The sequence below is a fragment of the Asaia siamensis genome, from assembly GCF_014635085.1.
Classification (GTDB): domain Bacteria; phylum Pseudomonadota; class Alphaproteobacteria; order Acetobacterales; family Acetobacteraceae; genus Asaia; species Asaia siamensis.
Genome location: NZ_BMCH01000001.1, coordinates 410669 through 427532 on the forward strand (window position 1 = coordinate 410669; position 16864 = coordinate 427532).

Genomic DNA, 16864 nt, shown 5'->3' on the forward strand with positions numbered 1-16864 from the left:
TCCCGGTCTGAACGCCATGGATCCGGAAACGCCTGTGCGGGTTTGTCCCGCCATATGAGGGTCCGATGTGGGTCGGGCCCGCTTTGTCGCATGGTGGCAGGGGGAAAAACCCAGCCCCCGGCGGCATACCTATTTCGGGTGCGATGCGCGAAAGGCCTCGATCAATCCGGCTGGAACAAGTTGGATGGAAAAGAGCGCTGTCATGACAAAAGCCAGCCCCTGATAATGCGGGGCGAAAAAGGCGAGAACACCACTAAGGGCTATACCGATCAGATAAACGAAAGTGAGGGGCATACAGAAAGTCCATCTCGCGGTCTGAGGGGGTTGCCCTACCATGATGAGCCGGTCGGTGCCCATGATAAACCGTATCGGCGCCCGGGGTTCCGTCGGGCTGCGCTTCGGGAGAATGCCCGCCATGCCGCCTGATCCGATCGCCCCGCAGTATCTTCTGGGCGCTTATCGGCAGGGGATTTTCCCTATGTCCGAATCACGCGATTCCGATGAGATCAGCTGGCATCGCCCGTACGAGCGCGGCGTTCTCCCTCTCGACTCGCGCTTTCATCTCTCACGCAGGCTGGCCCGTACCGTGCTTCAGGGGCGTTTCGACGTTACGAGCAATCGCTGTTTCGATGAGGTGATCCGCTGCTGTGCCGAGACACCGGGGCGAGGCGGCACTTGGATCAGCCTGCGTCTGCAGGCGCAGTACGATCTTCTGCATCGCCTCGGTTACGCCCATTCGATCGAGACATGGTCTGACGGTCGGCTGGTCGGCGGCCTTTATGGCGTGAAGCTGGGTGCAGCCTTTTTCGGGGAGAGCATGTTTTCGCGCTGCACGGATGCCTCGAAAGTGGCGCTGGTCCATCTGGTTGCCTCACTGCGCTGTTCGGGATTCGCGCTGCTCGATACGCAGTTTCCAACGGCGCATCTGGAAACATTCGGTTGTCTTGCCGTTCCTGATGCAGCCTATCGGTTGATGCTGGACCACGCGGTCGCGATTGAGGCATCGTGGGATGAAGATGTCACGCTGGGCAGACTCCGGCAGGAGATCATCCGTCTTCGTGACGGTATCGACGCTCGCTAGGGCGTATTGGAGGGAATAAAATGTCGATGTTCCAAGTAAAGGGCGCTGCGGCGCTTTCGCTGGCCGCCCTTGTCACGGGTGGGGCTGGCACGGCTCTGGCGCAGCAGCATCCGCGACTTTCGCCCTCTCGCGACGTCACGGTCGTTTATTCGGTGCAGCCGGAAAAAATGCCCAAGCCTGTAGAGGCCATCGTCCAGTTCAAGGCCGAGGGCGACAAGCTGCGCATCGACGCACCGGACCACGCGGGTTCGACCATTCTTGACCGGCCTGCCCAGCGCGTCACGCTGATCATGCACAAGCAGCGCGTCTATACGAGCTTTGCGCCCAAGCACGGCCTGCGCAACCCGTTCATGCTCGATATGTCGATGCAATATGCGCCCGATGGCACAGGCACGGTGGCAGGGCTTGCCTGTAACAAATGGACCATCACTTCCACCCACGGCAACGCGGTGGCCTGCGTCACGGAAGACGGGGTTATTCTGAGCGAGGAAGGCGTCGATGCGGACGGGCTGCATGGCAAGCTTGAAGCGCAGAAGGTCACGTATGGACCGATCGCCGAGACATTGTTCGTTCCCCCCTCCGATTATCAGCAGATCACCGCCCAGATGCCGATCCCGCACGGTGCCGGCCCGCAGAGCTCTGCCAAGCCGTGATCATGAAGGCTTCCGTCCTTTGCGGCCTTGCCCTTGCCGCGCTTTCTTCTGCGGCCTCATCGGCTCTCGCCGATGAGGCCGCTCCGCCAGCCGCGACCACGCCTTATGTGACGCCTCAGGTCGATGTGGATGTCACCTATGAGGCCACCGGGCCGGACGGACACGTCTATCCACAGCGCATGCGCTGGAACGCGGCCCATTGGCAGCAGCGTCTCGACATGACGTCGACAGGGCTCATCATGCTGACCGATTATCGCGCTCATCGCCTGTCTGTGGTCGATACGCGCGAGAAAACCTACACGGTTTCGGGCGCACCGGATTCGCAATTTGCGCCACCCGGACAGCGGGCTTCGGGCCAATGGATCAGAGGAGTGGCGGATCGCGTGGCGAACCAGGCCTGCACCCACTGGACCACGACCGATACTGACGGTCGGACTGCCGATTTCTGTTACGCAGAGAACGGCGTGCTGCTTTTGGCGACGCATGATGGCACGCCGCTCATTCGTGCTGTCGCTTATGCAGAGACGCCTCAGGGGCCCGAAATCTTCAGGGAGCCGGAAGGCTTTCACGAAATCGATGCGATGAAACTGGCCCAGTAGGCCGTTTCAGACGCCTTGGGACGGCAAACGGGCCATTTTGCGCGATTATGTTACATTTCTGCCCGTTTTTCGTCCTGTTCGGTCCAAAATTCGACACCATATGGAGGGTATAACGTTCATGTCGGATCGGCCGCTCTGTTTGGCCCGATCTGTCGAGGAGGTTTCCAAATGCGTCATATCCTGAAAATTGGCCTTGCGGCTCTGCCTCTTGCAGGTCTTCTGGGAGGCGCTCCCCTGGCTCAGGCTCACCCCTATGGCTGGGGCGGTGGCCCCGGCTGGCACGGTGGTGGCCCCGGTTGGCGTGGTGATCGTGGCTGGCGTCGCGGTGGCGGTGGCAATGCCTTTGTCGGTGGGCTGGTCGGCGGTCTTGTCGGTGGTGCCGTGATTGGCGCAATTGCGCGTCCCTATGTGGCACCGCCCCCGCCGCCGGTCGTTTATGCACCGCCCCCGCCAGTCGTTTATCAGCCCCCGCCGCGGGTAGTTTACCCGCCGCCAGTTGCGGTCTATCCCTCCTACCCGGCATATCCCGCATATTGAGCACGAGGTCTCGATTTCATCATGGTAGCTATTGGCGATAGCGCGCCCGCTTTTTCCCTTCCCGCTGCCGGTGGTCAGACCATTGACAGCGAGGGTCTCAAGGGGCAGCCCTATCTGGTTTATTTCTATCCTAAGGCCGACACGCCGGGATGCACGACCCAGGCCTGCGACCTGCGCGACCAGAAGCAGACACTTGGAACTCTGGGGCTGAAGGTCATTGGCATCAGCCCCGACCCGGTCGAAAAGCTGGAGCGTTTCGCCAAGAAATACGGGCTCGACTTCACGCTCGCCAGCGATGCCGAGCATGAGCTGGCCGATCGTTACGGCACCTGGGTAGAGAAGACCAATTACGGCAAGACCTATTTCGGCATGGAGCGCAGCTCCTTTCTGGTCGATGCCGATGGCGTCATCCGCGCCATATGGCGCAAGGTGAAACCTGCCGAGCATGTTGCGCTCGTGACAGAAGCCGCCTCCGAATTGTAGGTTTCTGAAAGAATAGTGCCGCACGATCTTTTCCATCGTGCGTCCTGGCGGGCGTTCCGTCTTGGGGCGCTTGTGCTGATCCTGCCGCTGGCTCTGGTGCTGGTGGCGGGCGCCGCACTTCTGTGGCGCCTCGCTGCCGGACCTCTGGATGTGACGGCCATTGCCCGTCATTTTTCCCCCGTGGCCATTCAGGCAGGGCAGCAGCCCGGTCACCCTGCGGGCAGGCTGGTCTGGCAGCAGGTCTTCCTGAGTTGGCAGCCCGGCCTGAGGCATATCCATCCTCTTCTGATCATCGACGCGAAAGATCTCCGTATCCTTCGTCAGGATGGCACGGCCACACTCGCTGCGCGGAATGCGCGCGTGGCCTTCAGGATGGCACCGCTCCTGCGCGGTAGTCTGGAGCCGAGGACGATCGCGCTCGATGGGGCTCGAATTATCCTCAAGCGATCGCAGGACGGGTCGATCGACCTCGACTGGCCCGGCGCGGTGCACCGATCTTCCCATTCCGGCGGGTTTTCGATCGATTTTCTGCGCGGGGCAGCGCTGCATGATGTCAGCGTAACCCTGCGCGATGCTCTTCCTGATCATGCGCAGGGCGCGGGTGATCTGACGCTGCAAATTGCCAGGGCGGCGCTTTCCCGCCCGCCTTCGGCAGATCTGTCGCAATGGCTCGGCACGGTCGAGGGTGCCTTCGGCCCGGCTTCGTTACCCCGGATGACTTTCGTGGCTCATGGTGCTGCAGGTGAAGGTGGTTCTACTGCCTGGGACCTGAAACTTGGCCCTGTATCGCCTGCGCTTTTTGCTGGGCTGCTGCCCCACGCCGCATCATGGCGCCTGCCGGTTACGGCCGAGTCTCATGTCGTCATCCCGCCATCGGGTCATGTCCGCAATGGCAGCCTTCCCGTCTCCGAAGCACGGCTTTCAGTCACTTTTCGCGCAGGGCAGATCGATCAGAAAGAAGGCTCACCGCTACAGGTTTCTGAGGCGGGTGTGGCGGCCCATCTTGCCCTGAAGGGCAAACAGGCTGTTCTCGACGATTTCCACGCGGGCATCACGCTTATCGATGATCAGGGCCACCCGACGCATTTCGCGGCAAGTGGAACCCTTGCTGTCGACTCCCTGATGCAGGCGAAACAGATCGACGGCCACGTCTCTGCTTCGGCAACGACGCTCGATGTGCCCCATCTCGCTTCCATCTGGCCAGCTATCGTGATGAAGGGCGCCCGCCGCTGGGTGACGCGTAACCTCACCGAGGGAACAGGCAGCAATCTCTCAATCGACGCGACGGTTCACAGCGGCTCGGGCTGGGCGCATATACGGCCAACACAGACGGCGGCGACGCTGGATGTGAAAGATGCCGTCGTGAACTGGCTTAGGCCCATCCCCCCGGCGCGCAATGTCTCTGCACGTTTCAGTTTCGCCGGACCCGATACGCTTAGGATTGATTTTCTTGGGGGAATCCAGCCCAGCGGTGATGCGGCCAACGCGCCACTTCTGCATCTTGATAGCGGAAGCATGTTGATCAGCGATCTTCTGGCGCGTGATCAGATGGGTACGATCAATCTGGCCATGTCTGGCGATCTCGCCGCCCATATGGGGCTGCTGGCGCATCAGCGACTGCATCTTCTGTCGCGCCATCCGTTGCCTTTCACGCATCCCTCCGGCCCGGTGACAGTCACCGGACAGATCACGCTGCCTTTGTCGTCCCATATCGAGAATGACCAGATTCACGTGAATGCAGAGGCGCGTTTCCGGAACGTTGCGCTGGGCAATGTCGTGCTCGGCCGCGATCTGACAAATGCCAGCGGCACGATGAAGGCGACCGAACGTCATCTTAGCCTCACAGGAGAGGGGCTGCTCGATAATGTGCCGACGACGGCACGGCTCGAAGAGAATTTTCTGAGTCGCGACGGCGGGTTGCGTGAAGATGTGCACGCTGTCTCGGTTTTCGACGAGGATGCGCTCCAGCGCTCCCATATTGGCAGCCAGTCTCTCTTTCATGGCACGGCCCAGCTTGTGGCCGATTACAAGGCGCGTTTCGACGGGCGTGCTGATCTGCACTTATCGCTCGATCTTGCTGACTCGGCCCTGTCCATTCCGGTCTGGCGCAAGGCGCGTGGCGACAAGGCGACCGCCGCCGCACATATCGGGCTGAAACAGGGGCAGATTGTCGCTCTCGACCAGATTGCGGCAGAAGGGCCCGAACTGCATGTCGAGGGGAGAGGGCTGGTCAGCGACGGGAAGGTGAAAAGCCTTGCACTCGATAATTTCGTTGTGGGGCGGTCGAACGGAGATGCCGTGATCGAGCTGCCCGGCTTCGATAACGCGCCAGTCAATGTGCATGTGCATGCCCATGATCTCGATCTGGCGCCGCTGCTCCATGGGGATGACGCAAAGGAAGCGACTGCTACAGACAAGCCCAGTCCTTCGGGGCCTGTGTCAGGCCCCAGGCCTGCCGGGGCCGGAGCACCGGAGATGCGCTGGAGTGTCGATCTGGCGACGGATCGTCTCTTCTATAGCCAGACCGGGTCGTTTGGCGGCGTGGTGGCTCATCTCGAACATCGTAATCATCGCCTTGAGAAGGGGCATTTTTCTTTCAGGCAACCTGTCGCCGTACAGATGCAACTGACGCCCCATAAGGACGGGCGGTATCTGCAGCTCAATGTCGATAATCTCGGCACGCTGCTGAGCCAGACCGGTATGACGGAAAGGCTTGAGGGGGGAGAAGCCCAGATTGCCGGGTCTGTGGGGGATGGTGGCACAGGTCAGTTGCCGCCCTTCAAGGGGGTCATTTCGGTCTCCCCCTTCACCTTCAGGCAGCCACCGGCTGCGCTGACGGCAGCGACCCATCTTTCGGTGTTCAACTGGTCTCAGGCCAGCAGCGACCGTTTTGAGGTGCAGCATCTGCATCTTCCGGTCAAAATCACTAATGATGTCATGACCATCCATGATGGACATCTCGGCAATCCGGCGCTCGGGGCGACGCTCGAGGGCAAGATCGGCCTCGATCAGGGCAAGCTTGATCTTCAGGGCACGGTAGTACCTGTTTTCGGAATAAACGCAGCACCTGGTCGCCTGCCCAATGTCGGCAAGCTCTTTTCTCCCGAATCCGGGGGCGGGGTTCTGGCGGCGACATTTACGGTCAAGGGCACGGCGGGCAATCCGACACTCTCGGTCAATCCCTTTGCCATGCTATTACCCGGTGTGATGCGTCAGCTCGCCAAATAACAGGCAGCAGGGCGTAAGGCCCGTCCGGGTGAAAGGTGTTTCAGCCAGTTTCCGGACAGCAGAACAGGGAGAGGCGCGATGCGCGACGACAGCAATGCAGATCTGTTTGGCGCACCGCCGCCCCGTCAGGGCAAGGCTTCTGTGCAGGCTCATCAACAGCGACCGTCCGTATCGGCCGCACCTGAGATGGCGCGCCAGACGCAGCCGCTGGCAGATCGCCTGCGCCCCAGACAGCTTTCAGAAGTCGTAGGGCAGGATCACCTGCTCGGCCCGACGGGTCTGCTTGCGCAGATGCTCAGGCGCAACACGCTGCCAAGCCTCATTCTCTGGGGTGGTCCAGGCTGCGGCAAGACAACCATCGCCCGTCTGCTTGCACGAGAGGCCAAGCTGCGTTTCGAGCAGATCTCTGCCGTTTTCTCTGGCGTCGCCGATCTGAAAAAAGCCTTCGAGACCGCCTCGCGTTTCCAGCAGGAGACGGGGCGGGGCACATTGCTCTTTGTCGACGAGATCCATCGTTTCAACCGCGCCCAGCAGGACGGGTTTCTGCCCTATGTCGAGCGCGGAACGGTCATTCTCATAGGAGCGACAACCGAGAATCCGTCATTCGCCCTCAACGGCGCCCTGCTTTCGCGCTGTCAGGTTCTGGTGCTCAACCGTCTGGATGATGCGGGGCTCGAAAAACTGCTGCAGCGCGCGGAGCAGGAGGCAGGCAAGGCATTGCCGCTGACGGAAGAGGGGCGGGCGTCTCTCAGGGCCATGGCTGATGGTGACGGGCGCTATCTGCTTAATCTGGTCGAGCAGATCCAGGCCCTGCCCGAGGGCGAGCGCCTCGACACGGCGGGTCTGGCCACAGTGGTCGCGCGACGGGCGGTGCTTTATGACAAGGACCGCGAAGAGCATTACAATCTCATCTCGGCGCTGCATAAATCGCTGCGCGGTTCTGACCCCGATGCAGGTCTCTACTGGTTTGCCCGCATGCTGGAAGGGGGGGAAGACCCTCGCTATATCGCCAGACGCATGACACGATTTGCCGCCGAGGATGTCGGGATGGCCGATCCTTCAGCGCTTCCTCTGGCCGTAGCAGCATGGGAAACCTATGAGCGCCTCGGCAGCCCGGAAGGGGAGCTGGCTCTGGCGCAACTCGTCGTTCATCTCGCCACGGCGCCAAAGTCGAATGCTGTCTATCGGGCCTATAATCAGGCACGCAAACTGGCCCGCGAGACAGGCAGCCTTGGGCCACCGCATCACATTCGCAATGCTCCTACCAAGCTGATGAAGAGCATCGGTTACGGCAAAGGCTATGAATACGATCATGATACGGAAGAGGGGTTTTCGGGTCAGAATTACTTCCCCGATGAGATGGAGCGCGTGGCGCTTTACCAGCCGACCGACCGCGGGCAGGAGCGGGAGATCAGAAAAAATCTGGACAGGCAGGCCGCAATACGGGCAAGCCGTCGCCCATGAGTGTCACAACCCGTATTGTCAGTGAAGACGAGGCCGATATGCGCCTCGATCGCTGGTTTCGCCGCCATTTCCCCGATCTCACCCAGGGTGCGCTGCAAAAGCTGTGTCGCACCGGGCAGGTGCGCCTTGATGGCAAGCGCGTGACCGGTGCCAGTCGCCTCGCCCCCGGCCAGAGCCTGCGTATTCCGCCGTTGCCTGCGCCGACAGCGCCCCAGTCCGATCGTCCCGCTCCTCTCGACCCGCAGCTGGCGCGCGAGATCGAGCGCATGGTGATCTATCGCGACGACCATGTGATCGTGCTCGATAAACCCTCCGGCCTGGCCACACAGGGCGGTCCCGGCATCACCAAGCATATCGACATGATGCTCGATGGTCTGCGTGGCGAATTGCATGACCGCCCGCGCCTGGTGCATCGCATCGACCGCGACACGTCGGGGTTGCTGCTTCTCGCCCGTACCCCGGGTGTTGCCGCCAAGCTCGCGGCAGCGTTTCGTGGGCGTGATGTCGACAAGACCTATTGGGCAATCGTCGTCGGTCGCCCGATGCCCGGCTCTGGTGTCATTGACCAGCCTTTGGCCAAGCTCGGCGCAGGCAACGGCTCGCTGATGATCGCCGCAACGCGTGAAGACGAAGACGCGATGGTCGCCAAGACCGATTATGAAGTCGTTGATGCGGCCGGCAAGAGACTGTCCTGGCTGGCGCTCAAGCCCCTGACCGGGCGCACGCATCAGCTGCGCGTGCATTGCGAGACACTTGGCACACCTATTCTTGGCGACCCGAAATACGGTGGCAAGGCCGCGCATATGGAAGGTTTCGTCGATCGGCTGCATCTGCACGCCCGGTCTCTCGAATTCCCGCATCCGGCGGGTGGGCGCCTGCGTGTAGCGGCCCCCTTGCCACCGCATATGCGCACGACATTCAAGGATCTCGGCTTTACTCCGGGCGATACGCCCAAACCCGAGCGTATCGGCTTCAAGGGAGTCAGAAAATGAAGCGTCTGGCTGCAGTACTGATCGTCGTTCTCGTGCTGGCGACCGGTCTGGCCGTTTCGGCCGATTTTCTGATCGATCGCTCGAATCTGAAATCCGACGTCATTGCTGCGGTCAAGCGCCAGACCGGACGCGATCTGACCATGGCCCGGTTCTCGGTGGGCATTCTGCCCTGGCCGAGCGTGAGCGCGCATGAGGTCACCTTCTCCGATATCGGGGGGGCTGCAAACACACCCATGTTGCAGGCGCGCGATATTCGCGCCTCCGTGGCGCTCATCCCGCTTCTGTGGCGGGAGATCCGTCTGGAAAATGTGACCCTGCAACGCGGCACGGTTGTCCTGCACCGTGATGAGGCAGGTCAGGCGAACTGGGATTTTCATGCTGAGCCAGCCGACAAGGCGACGGGTTCGGCCAAGCCCTCTCATCCGACCGCGCGTTGGAGCCTCAAAATCGGTTCAGCGAAGCTTGATCGTATGGCCTTCTCTCTGGACGATCGCTTTGCCCATCACGGCGGCTCGGTGACGATCACTCATGCGGAATTTGATGGTCTCGCTTCAAGCGCCCCCTATCTCGATATCCGTGGCACGCATGGCGAGATGCCATTTCGGGTAAATGGCCATATCGGCCCGCTTTCCCTGTTTCAGGGCGCCAATCCTCCCTGGGCGCTCAGCCTGGGTGCCACTCTGGGCAAGGAGAGCAAGCCGCAGGACTGGCTGAATTTCGACGGCCAGATCAGCGATATGCGCCATATGCGCGGGTTTTCCGGTGTGTTGCGGGGCGAGATGGCCTCGCTCAAGGATGCCGAGATGCTCTTCCCCAATGCCAACCTGCCCGCAATCACGGGGCTGGGGGGTGAAATCGGGATTTTCGACGCAGATCCGCAGAGCGACAGGCAGAAGCTCGATCTCTCGCGACTTGGCGTGAACCACGTTCATCTTCATCTCGAATCGGCCCCTCCCTTGCATGGTCTGTCGGTCTCGGCTCTTCATGCCGATGCCGAGACCCTCTCGTCTGCTCTGACGGTAACCGCCACCGTGCAGGGGCCGATGCCGGCGCTCGCGGTTCAGGGCGCATTCGGTACGCTGGCTCAGGCAGGGACTTCCTGGCAGACGGCGCTCGAAACGCCTCTCGCTGTTTCGCTCGATCTGCGTGAAGCCAATCGACTGGGCAAAGCCGAGGGCCTTCACGGTCATGTTGCGGGTCAGATCGGAGCCTCCCGGACCGCGCTGTCACTGGACGGTGGGGCTGATACCCTGCCATTGCGTCAGTCAGTCCTGCATGACGTCACGCTCAAAGGCGCCTTCGAGCGTGATGTATCGGGTCGGATGACGCTCAAGGCGTTCACGCTGAACAGTCATGAGGCGACTGCGGTTCTCGATGCCGCGGCACAGAACGAGGCTCAGCCCGAGATGGAGGGCAAGCTGCATTTCCAGCATCTCGATCTCGATGCATTGGCCGCGCTCTGGACCAGACCCAAAGCCGCGCAGCCAAGCGCGCAGGCTCAACCGGCTCTGCCTGGTCCTGTCGCTTCTCTGACCGCGCCGCAGCAGCAGGCTCCTTCAGCTGGCGCGTCTCCTCAGGCGAGCGCGGCGGCAGGGCAGAATTCAGTATCGCCTCCTCCGGCAACGGACGCATTTTCCTGGTCGCGGCTCGTGTCGACAGGGCGCGGGACGCTGGATATTTCCGCCGATACGGTGCGTTTCAATGCTGCCGATTACAGCGGGATCTCTGCTCAGGCGCGTCTGGAATCGGGAAAACTGTCGCTCGATTCGGTCAAGGGGAGCGGGAATGGCATGACCCTGTCGGGGCGGGCGGTCTATGACATGAGCGTCAAGCCTGCATCCTTGACCCTCTCTCTGACACCCCTCCTGTTTCCTGCAACGTTGGCCCAGAACCTGCTCGCCATGCCCGGATTTTTCCGAGGGCCGCTGATGCTCGTCGGGCAGCTGGAAGCCCATGGCGATACCAGAGCGTCGCTGATCGCATCGCTTACGGGCCATCTGGGCCTCTCGATGGTGGGCGGTTCGATCGCGACCGGCCCGCTTGGCCCCTATCTTGGCGATTCGGTCCGGGCACTGCTGCCGCATGACAATCTCTCGGTGCGTTGCCTTGGGCTTCACGCCAGCTTCGCCGATGGTCGCGCGCAGTTCGATACACTAGGTATGGAAGCAGGGGCTCTGAGCCTGTCCGGCCATGGCAGCTATGGTCTGGTCGACCAGACACTCGATCTGCATCTGCTGCCGCGTATCGGCATCGCTGGTACCGGCGCCTCAACGCCTGTGCTGGTGACGGGCACCCTCGATGCCCCCAAGGCGAAGCAGGAAGCGAATACGGGTGGTCGCTTCGAGCTGACAATTGGCGGTAGCGAGCCCGATACCTGTCCGGCTGTGCTTGAGGCCGCTCGTGAGAACCTGCCGGGTGAGGCTGCACCCGAACGCAAGAAGCATAACAAGGCTTCCGAACTTCTTCATGGGCTGGGGCTGCTGCATTGAGCCAGACAATCAAACGCTTCTGGAAAGAGGTCCACGTCGTACCGAGCGCGGTGCCTCCGGGTCACGAGATACGCCTCGATGGGCGCTCCTTCCGTTTACCGGGGGGCAACCCGCTTATCGTGGCTTCAAGAGCGCTGGCTGACCGTATCGCCGAAGAGTGGCGCAGTATTGTGCCCGGCGCAGCGTTCAGAACCAGCGACCTACCTCTGACGCAGATGGCTGGGACGCAGATCGAGCGTATTGCACCAGACCGTCAGCAGATCATTGGTGGGCTGATGGCCTATGGTGAGAGCGATCTCCTCTGCTATCGCGCGACCGGGTCGCTCGGACGCGAGCAGGATACACTTTTCGATCCGGCTCTCGATCTGTTCGAGGCCCGCTACGGCGTCAGGCCGCCGATCACGAGAAGTCTTCTGCCCAGTCATGCTGGAATCGAGGTGCAGGGTGCGTATGCGGCCGCTCTTGATGGACTCGATGATGCGGCGCTGACCTGTGCGGCAGTCTGTGCCCCGGCGACAGGGAGTCTCATCCTGGCGATCGGTCTGGCAGAGGGCTGGATCGATGTGGTCACGGCCTGTGCCATGGCGAGCGTTGAGGAGCGTCACCAGATGGCGCAATGGGGCGAGGATAACGCGCTTCTGCAGGAAATGGGGCGCAATGCCGACGACATAAGTGCGGCGTTGGATTTTGTTACTCTTTCGCATGAAAAAGCGTCAAACGAGGCATGATTTCGCCACGATTGCTGCCTAACTCCTGACCACGCCAGCCATCACATTAGGTGACCATTGGTTACTCGACTGGTCTTGGGGTGATGACTAGAACCGATCAGGTAATCAGGCGTTATCATGGAAGGATGATCGATGTCTTCTCGTATTCACGCTGTAATCGAAGACAACATCTCGGCAGAGGCTCTTATCCGCAGAATCCCTTTCAAAGTGAGATCCGCTCATTTCGTGGCGCGCTGTGTCCAGAACGTATGGCTCCTCCTCGCTGCAACGCCGGTCATCGTTATTATCTGCGCCATCAAGGGATAGGACCGGGCGATTTCCGGTTTTGGTCGCAAGAGTAACCGCCAATAAAAAAGCCCGGCTGATACCGGGCTTTTTTTGCGCTCGGACTGTTCTGGAAGAGGCCTTTCTCAGGGCACCAGAACGGTCGCAACTGCGGTCGCAGCAATGCCTTCCTCGCGCCCTGTGAAGCCGAGGCGTTCGGACGTGGTGGCCTTGACCGAGATCCGCTCAACATCGACCTGAAGCAGGGCAGCAAGGCGCTCGCGCATGGCCTGTGCGTGGGGGCCGATCTTCGGTCGCTCGCAGATGAGCGTGACATCGGCGTTGATCAGCATTCCGCCGCGCTGGCGGATACGCTCACCTGCATGGATCAGGAAGCGGGCTGAATCCATGTCTTTCCATTCATTGTCGGTCGGGGGAAAATGCCGCCCGATATCGCCCTCGGCCAGCGCGCCATAGATGGCATCACACAGCGTATGAATGCCGACATCGGCATCCGAATGACCCGCAAGGCCGCGATCATGGGGAATGGTAATGCCGCAAAGGATCAGGGGGCGCCCTGCCTCGAAGGCATGAACATCATAGCCCAGCCCGGTGCGCGGGAGTGGGGTCGAGCCGAGCAGTCGTTCCAGACGCACGAGGTCCTCCGGTAGGGTCAGTTTGATATTGTCTTCGGCTCCCTGAACCAGAGCGACGGGGTGGCCGGCCGCTTCGAGAAGGGCAGCATCATCCGTCACCGGACCCTGATGGGTGCGATGCAGGTCCAGCAGAAGCGGGAAGTGGAAGCCCTGGGGCGTCTGGGCACGCCACAGCGATTCGCGGCATACGGTTGTATCCACCAGGCCGTCGCGACCGCGCTTGAGCGTATCAGCAATGGCAACGGCTGGGATGGCGCCGGGATGGCGCTCCAAAGCTGACAGCACGTTGCGCACGACATCTGCAGGGACATAGGGACGGGCACCGTCGTGAACCAGCACCAGATCGGGTGGTTCGGGAAGCTGCGCGAGGGCTTCGAGCCCGGCACGGACGCTGTCCTGACGCTCCCGCCCACCCGCGACCGGGGGCAGGGTCTCGAGGCCGTCGAGCGCCTGCAGTAGGAGCGGATCGTCTCCGACCGGCTGGATGAGGGTCACATGGTCTCGCAGCGCTTCGGCTGCATGACGAATGACTGTCTTGCCACCGAGCAGCATATACTGCTTCGGCATGGCGGCGAGGCCGGTGGTAGCGGCGGCGCTGGCATCAGCGAAGCGGCGACCGGAACCGGCGGCGAGGAGGATGGCAGCAATACGCATGGTGTTCAGGGAATGCGGATTTGTCACCTGCACGTCAAGCCAAGAAAAAGCCCCGCAGAAACTGCGGGGCCTCAACTTTGAAACAGGTCGTTTCAGTCGGCGGTCAGCGGCCGATATCGCGTAGTCTGACGCCCTGGTTGAGCTTGTGCTCAAGGGATTCGAGCGTAACACCGCGTGTCTCAGGCACGAAGGCGAGAGTCACGAGAATGAAGACGCCGTTAAGGGCGGCATAGAGCCAGAACGTATGCGACGGGCCAAGCGCGCCAAGCAGCGTCAGGAAGGTCGAACCGACCGCCATATTGGCGATCCAGTTGGTGAAGGTCGAGCAGGCGATACCGAAATCGCGGCCCTGCAGCGGCTGGACTTCGGCGCAGAGTACCCAGATCAGCGGACCGGCCGAGAAGGCGAAGCCGGTGATGAAGAGCAGCAGCACGGCAACCGAGAGGTAATGCATCAGCGTGCTCGAATCCTGTCCGAGCGAGAGAAGAACCGCAAGGGCACCCATGCCGATGGCCATGATGATGAAGCCGGCGATCAGCATCGGGCGACGGCCCCAGCGATCGACGAAACCAATGGCGATGAAGGTGGCGAGCATGTTCACAAGACCAACGATGGCCGTACCCCACATCTGACCGTCCTGACCGAACCCGGCCACTTCGAAGATACGCGGGGCGTAGTACATGACCACGTTGATGCCGGTGAGCTGCTGCACGATCTGAAGACCGATGCCGAGCATGACCGAGCGGCGGAAGTTCGGGTTTTCGAGGAACATCGAAAAGCCGCGCTGCTTCTGCTTCAGGCCTTCCTGGATATCCCTGATCTCGCCTTCGGCTTCTTCACGCGACGGACGAAGTGCCGTGAGGGTTTCCAGTGCCTCATCGTGACGGCCTCGTAGCATCAGCCAGCGCGGGCTGTCCGGCAGGAACAGCGATCCAACCAGGAAGAAGGCGCCTGGAATGGCGACAATACCCAGCATCCAGCGCCAGGCGCCACGATAGGCGAAAATGGCGTCAGACACGAAAGCCAGCAGAATCCCGATCGTGATCATGAGCTGGTAGACCGAAATCAGGCTTCCACGGTGCTGCTCGTCAGCGACCTCCGAAATATACAGAGGGGCAACGAAGCTCGCTACGCCGATCGCAAGGCCAAGAATGGCGCGAGCGACAATCAGCATCGTGGCCGAGTTCGCGCCGACGCAGCACAGGGCGCCAATCATGAACAACGCCGCGCTGAGAACCAGAGCGCGTTTACGGCCGATGGAGTAGGACAGCCGGCCAGCGCAGAGAGCGCCGAATGCGGCGCCGACCATCATTGAAGAGACGATCCATTCCTGCGCGGGAACGCTGGCGTTGAATTCCTTGGTGATGAAGCCGAGCGCTCCGGAAATCACACCGATATCGAGCCCGAACATCAATCCGGCCACAGCGGCCAGAATTGCTGCGAGCATCATTTTTCCTACCAGCGGAACTTTCGCTTCGCTTGGAGCAGAAGGAGAACCATGACTCATGTGAGGGAACCTTAGTCGAGAAAACCTGAGCGTGTGTATCGTGAAAGCCCTACTGCGCGACACGGGAAGTCTCAGGATGGATGTGATGTTCTACCATCCGGGACGTTATTTCAAACCAAATTCATTGTGACCCATAACATGAGCCATTGAGTGTGTCCGATTAATCGCAGCGCTCGTGACAAGCCGCGACGTTGTAAAGGGGCGCGCGAGTAATGGATTAATTTATCATCAAAATTGAAAGTAACGAAGTTTATCTATAATATAACCGATAAAATAGGTCGATTTTCTATAAATACGTGGAATCAAAAACGTAAATAAAATGATAACATCAATTAAAATAAATATTTTATAAATATATAGTATTTAATTTTTTCACAACTCTTACGTCGTGCCATTCTATAACTAGTCGAGACATTGTTCAATTGGTCTTTTATCTATGGATCAAGCAATCATGCTTACTTCTGATAGAGAAAAGATATCATGAACATTTTCACAATTGTTTCACGTGGTCTTTCGATTCTTGTTTTCGCTGGTTCTGTTGCCGCTGCCAGCCAGGTCGTGCCTGCGAATGCTCTCGCAGTTCACGCCGACAAGAATGACGGCGCGCGTATCGCTCTGACAGGTCCGCGTCCTGAGAAGGGCACAAACATTGACCCTTGCACAATCGCTGGTAATTGCATCGCACATATCGGATGATATAGCGGGTTTTTAACGACCGCCCTTGTGAGATAGCCTAGTGTGTTTGTGGAAATGAACCGTCCGTATAGCGAGGACTAGGCACTGACAGTTTTACCGGTCGCCTCTGATAACAAGGGGGCCAGCAGATCAATCACGCTGGCCACCCTTTGTCATACGCTTTGTATATTATTCGGGCATGCTTGCATCGCTCTGTTGGGAGCTATGTTTCTTGTCTTGCCAGCGCATTCGAGTGACATCGCTCTGGGTATGCAGCGTTTTGCTCAGCAGAACGGCATAGACAATTCGTATATTTTCGATATGTCCCAAGACCGTCAGGGTTATATCTATCTCTCGACAATAAGAGGGATCTATTTTTTTTCCGGAACCAGATTTTACCGTCTCCCGGTAGGGAGCGCGCTTTCGACGGGTAACCGTACTATAATGATGCGCCAGATACCGGATGGCAGAATGCTGCTCTCCGACGGGCGCCACCTGCTGATCTCCAGAGGCGAAACGTCTGTTCGCCGTTCCCCATCGACATTGTTGTTCGATACATTGCCCTTTGATCATCAGGGGCACATTGATGGGATATTTGTCAGTAGTGATCAGGTTTTTCTGCAGGATCGATCAGGTCTTCACGGATGTAGTTTCTCCCCGCAGTCAGAAATGCTCTCTTGTGCGGAACAGAGTGTTTCGGGAACGAGAGGCGCTTCAATCTATCAGACGGGCAATCGTGTTCTCGTCGTTTCAAGGAATGCGACCTCAGTTCGTGATCTGAGTGGGCGGGACGTTATTCCTTCCTCAAGATCGTCAGGGTTTTCGATCTGTCCAAACGCGCCTGCTGGCTTGAA

The 16864-nt window shown here is 59.9% G+C and carries 13 protein-coding genes; 10 read left to right on the forward strand and 3 right to left on the reverse strand.

The genetic code is table 11. The features are described 5' to 3' along the window. Window positions 1–129: 129 nt before the first annotated feature. Complete coding sequence (locus IEV53_RS01680) at window positions 130–294, reverse strand: hypothetical protein (RefSeq protein WP_188424968.1); 165 nt, start codon at window positions 292–294, stop codon at window positions 130–132. 121 nt (window positions 295–415) lie between these two features. On the opposite strand from IEV53_RS01680, the gene aat reads away from it, so the two are divergent. From aat to IEV53_RS01730, 10 genes are all read left to right on the forward strand, one after another. Next, on the forward strand, window positions 416–1081 hold the full coding sequence (aat, locus tag IEV53_RS01685) for a leucyl/phenylalanyl-tRNA--protein transferase (protein ID WP_188424970.1): 666 nt from the start codon (window positions 416–418) through the stop codon (window positions 1079–1081). A gap of 20 nt (window positions 1082–1101) precedes the next feature. Further along, window positions 1102–1734, forward strand: coding sequence for a DUF4412 domain-containing protein (locus IEV53_RS01690; protein ID WP_188424972.1), 633 nt, complete (start codon window positions 1102–1104; stop codon window positions 1732–1734). Window positions 1735–1736: 2 nt separating this feature from the next. Next, complete coding sequence (locus IEV53_RS01695; RefSeq protein WP_188424974.1) at window positions 1737–2333, forward strand: hypothetical protein; 597 nt, start codon at window positions 1737–1739, stop codon at window positions 2331–2333. 168 nt (window positions 2334–2501) lie between these two features. Further along, the gene (locus IEV53_RS01700; RefSeq protein ID WP_188424977.1) at window positions 2502–2870 is read left to right on the forward strand and encodes a hypothetical protein; all 369 of its coding nucleotides are present in this window, start codon (window positions 2502–2504) and stop codon (window positions 2868–2870) included. Between the two features lie 21 nt (window positions 2871–2891). Next, the gene (bcp, locus tag IEV53_RS01705) at window positions 2892–3353 is read left to right on the forward strand and encodes a thioredoxin-dependent thiol peroxidase (RefSeq protein ID WP_188424979.1); all 462 of its coding nucleotides are present in this window, start codon (window positions 2892–2894) and stop codon (window positions 3351–3353) included. Window positions 3354–3368: 15 nt separating this feature from the next. After that, on the forward strand, window positions 3369–6581 hold the full coding sequence (locus tag IEV53_RS01710) for an AsmA-like C-terminal region-containing protein (RefSeq protein ID WP_188424981.1): 3213 nt from the start codon (window positions 3369–3371) through the stop codon (window positions 6579–6581). A 78-nt stretch (window positions 6582–6659) separates the two neighbouring features. After that, window positions 6660–8045, forward strand: a complete 1386-nt coding sequence (locus IEV53_RS01715; RefSeq protein ID WP_188424983.1) for a replication-associated recombination protein A — start codon at window positions 6660–6662, stop codon at window positions 8043–8045. After that, complete coding sequence (locus tag IEV53_RS01720; RefSeq protein ID WP_188424985.1) at window positions 8042–9037, forward strand: RluA family pseudouridine synthase; 996 nt, start codon at window positions 8042–8044, stop codon at window positions 9035–9037. Before IEV53_RS01715 ends, IEV53_RS01720 begins: the two co-directional genes overlap by 4 nt. Next, complete coding sequence (locus IEV53_RS01725) at window positions 9034–11526, forward strand: AsmA family protein (protein WP_188424987.1); 2493 nt, start codon at window positions 9034–9036, stop codon at window positions 11524–11526. Before IEV53_RS01720 ends, IEV53_RS01725 begins: the two co-directional genes overlap by 4 nt. Next, the gene (locus IEV53_RS01730; protein WP_188424989.1) at window positions 11523–12254 is read left to right on the forward strand and encodes an ATP12 family protein; all 732 of its coding nucleotides are present in this window, start codon (window positions 11523–11525) and stop codon (window positions 12252–12254) included. The genes IEV53_RS01725 and IEV53_RS01730 overlap by 4 nt, the downstream gene beginning before the upstream one ends. Window positions 12255–12664: 410 nt before the next feature. On the opposite strand, the gene ispF is transcribed toward IEV53_RS01730, so the two are convergent. Both ispF and IEV53_RS01740 read right to left on the reverse strand, forming a co-directional pair. Beyond that, window positions 12665–13828 (reverse strand): 2-C-methyl-D-erythritol 2,4-cyclodiphosphate synthase, encoded by a 1164-nt coding sequence (ispF, locus tag IEV53_RS01735; protein ID WP_188425389.1) that lies wholly within the window; start codon window positions 13826–13828, stop codon window positions 12665–12667. A 103-nt stretch (window positions 13829–13931) separates the two neighbouring features. Then, window positions 13932–15278 (reverse strand): sugar porter family MFS transporter, encoded by a 1347-nt coding sequence (locus IEV53_RS01740; protein ID WP_229719479.1) that lies wholly within the window; start codon window positions 15276–15278, stop codon window positions 13932–13934. Window positions 15279–16864: the final 1586 nt, after the last annotated feature.

What these genes read in the sequence shown, in the direction of transcription:
- IEV53_RS01740 (WP_229719479.1), bottom strand. Translation starts at nt 15,278, where the DNA reads ATGATGCTCGCAGCAATTCTGGCCGCTGTGGCCGGATTGATGTTCGGG.
- aat (WP_188424970.1), top strand. Translation starts at nt 416, where the DNA reads ATGCCGCCTGATCCGATCGCCCCGCAGTATCTTCTGGGCGCTTATCGG.
- ispF (WP_188425389.1), bottom strand. Translation starts at nt 13,828, where the DNA reads ATGCGTATTGCTGCCATCCTCCTCGCCGCCGGTTCCGGTCGCCGCTTC.
- IEV53_RS01700 (WP_188424977.1), top strand. Translation starts at nt 2,502, where the DNA reads ATGCGTCATATCCTGAAAATTGGCCTTGCGGCTCTGCCTCTTGCAGGT.
- IEV53_RS01690 (WP_188424972.1), top strand. Translation starts at nt 1,102, where the DNA reads ATGTCGATGTTCCAAGTAAAGGGCGCTGCGGCGCTTTCGCTGGCCGCC.
- IEV53_RS01680 (WP_188424968.1), bottom strand. Translation starts at nt 294, where the DNA reads ATGCCCCTCACTTTCGTTTATCTGATCGGTATAGCCCTTAGTGGTGTT.
- IEV53_RS01695 (WP_188424974.1), top strand. Translation starts at nt 1,737, where the DNA reads ATGAAGGCTTCCGTCCTTTGCGGCCTTGCCCTTGCCGCGCTTTCTTCT.
- IEV53_RS01715 (WP_188424983.1), top strand. Translation starts at nt 6,660, where the DNA reads ATGCGCGACGACAGCAATGCAGATCTGTTTGGCGCACCGCCGCCCCGT.
- bcp (WP_188424979.1), top strand. Translation starts at nt 2,892, where the DNA reads ATGGTAGCTATTGGCGATAGCGCGCCCGCTTTTTCCCTTCCCGCTGCC.
- IEV53_RS01720 (WP_188424985.1), top strand. Translation starts at nt 8,042, where the DNA reads ATGAGTGTCACAACCCGTATTGTCAGTGAAGACGAGGCCGATATGCGC.
- IEV53_RS01725 (WP_188424987.1), top strand. Translation starts at nt 9,034, where the DNA reads ATGAAGCGTCTGGCTGCAGTACTGATCGTCGTTCTCGTGCTGGCGACC.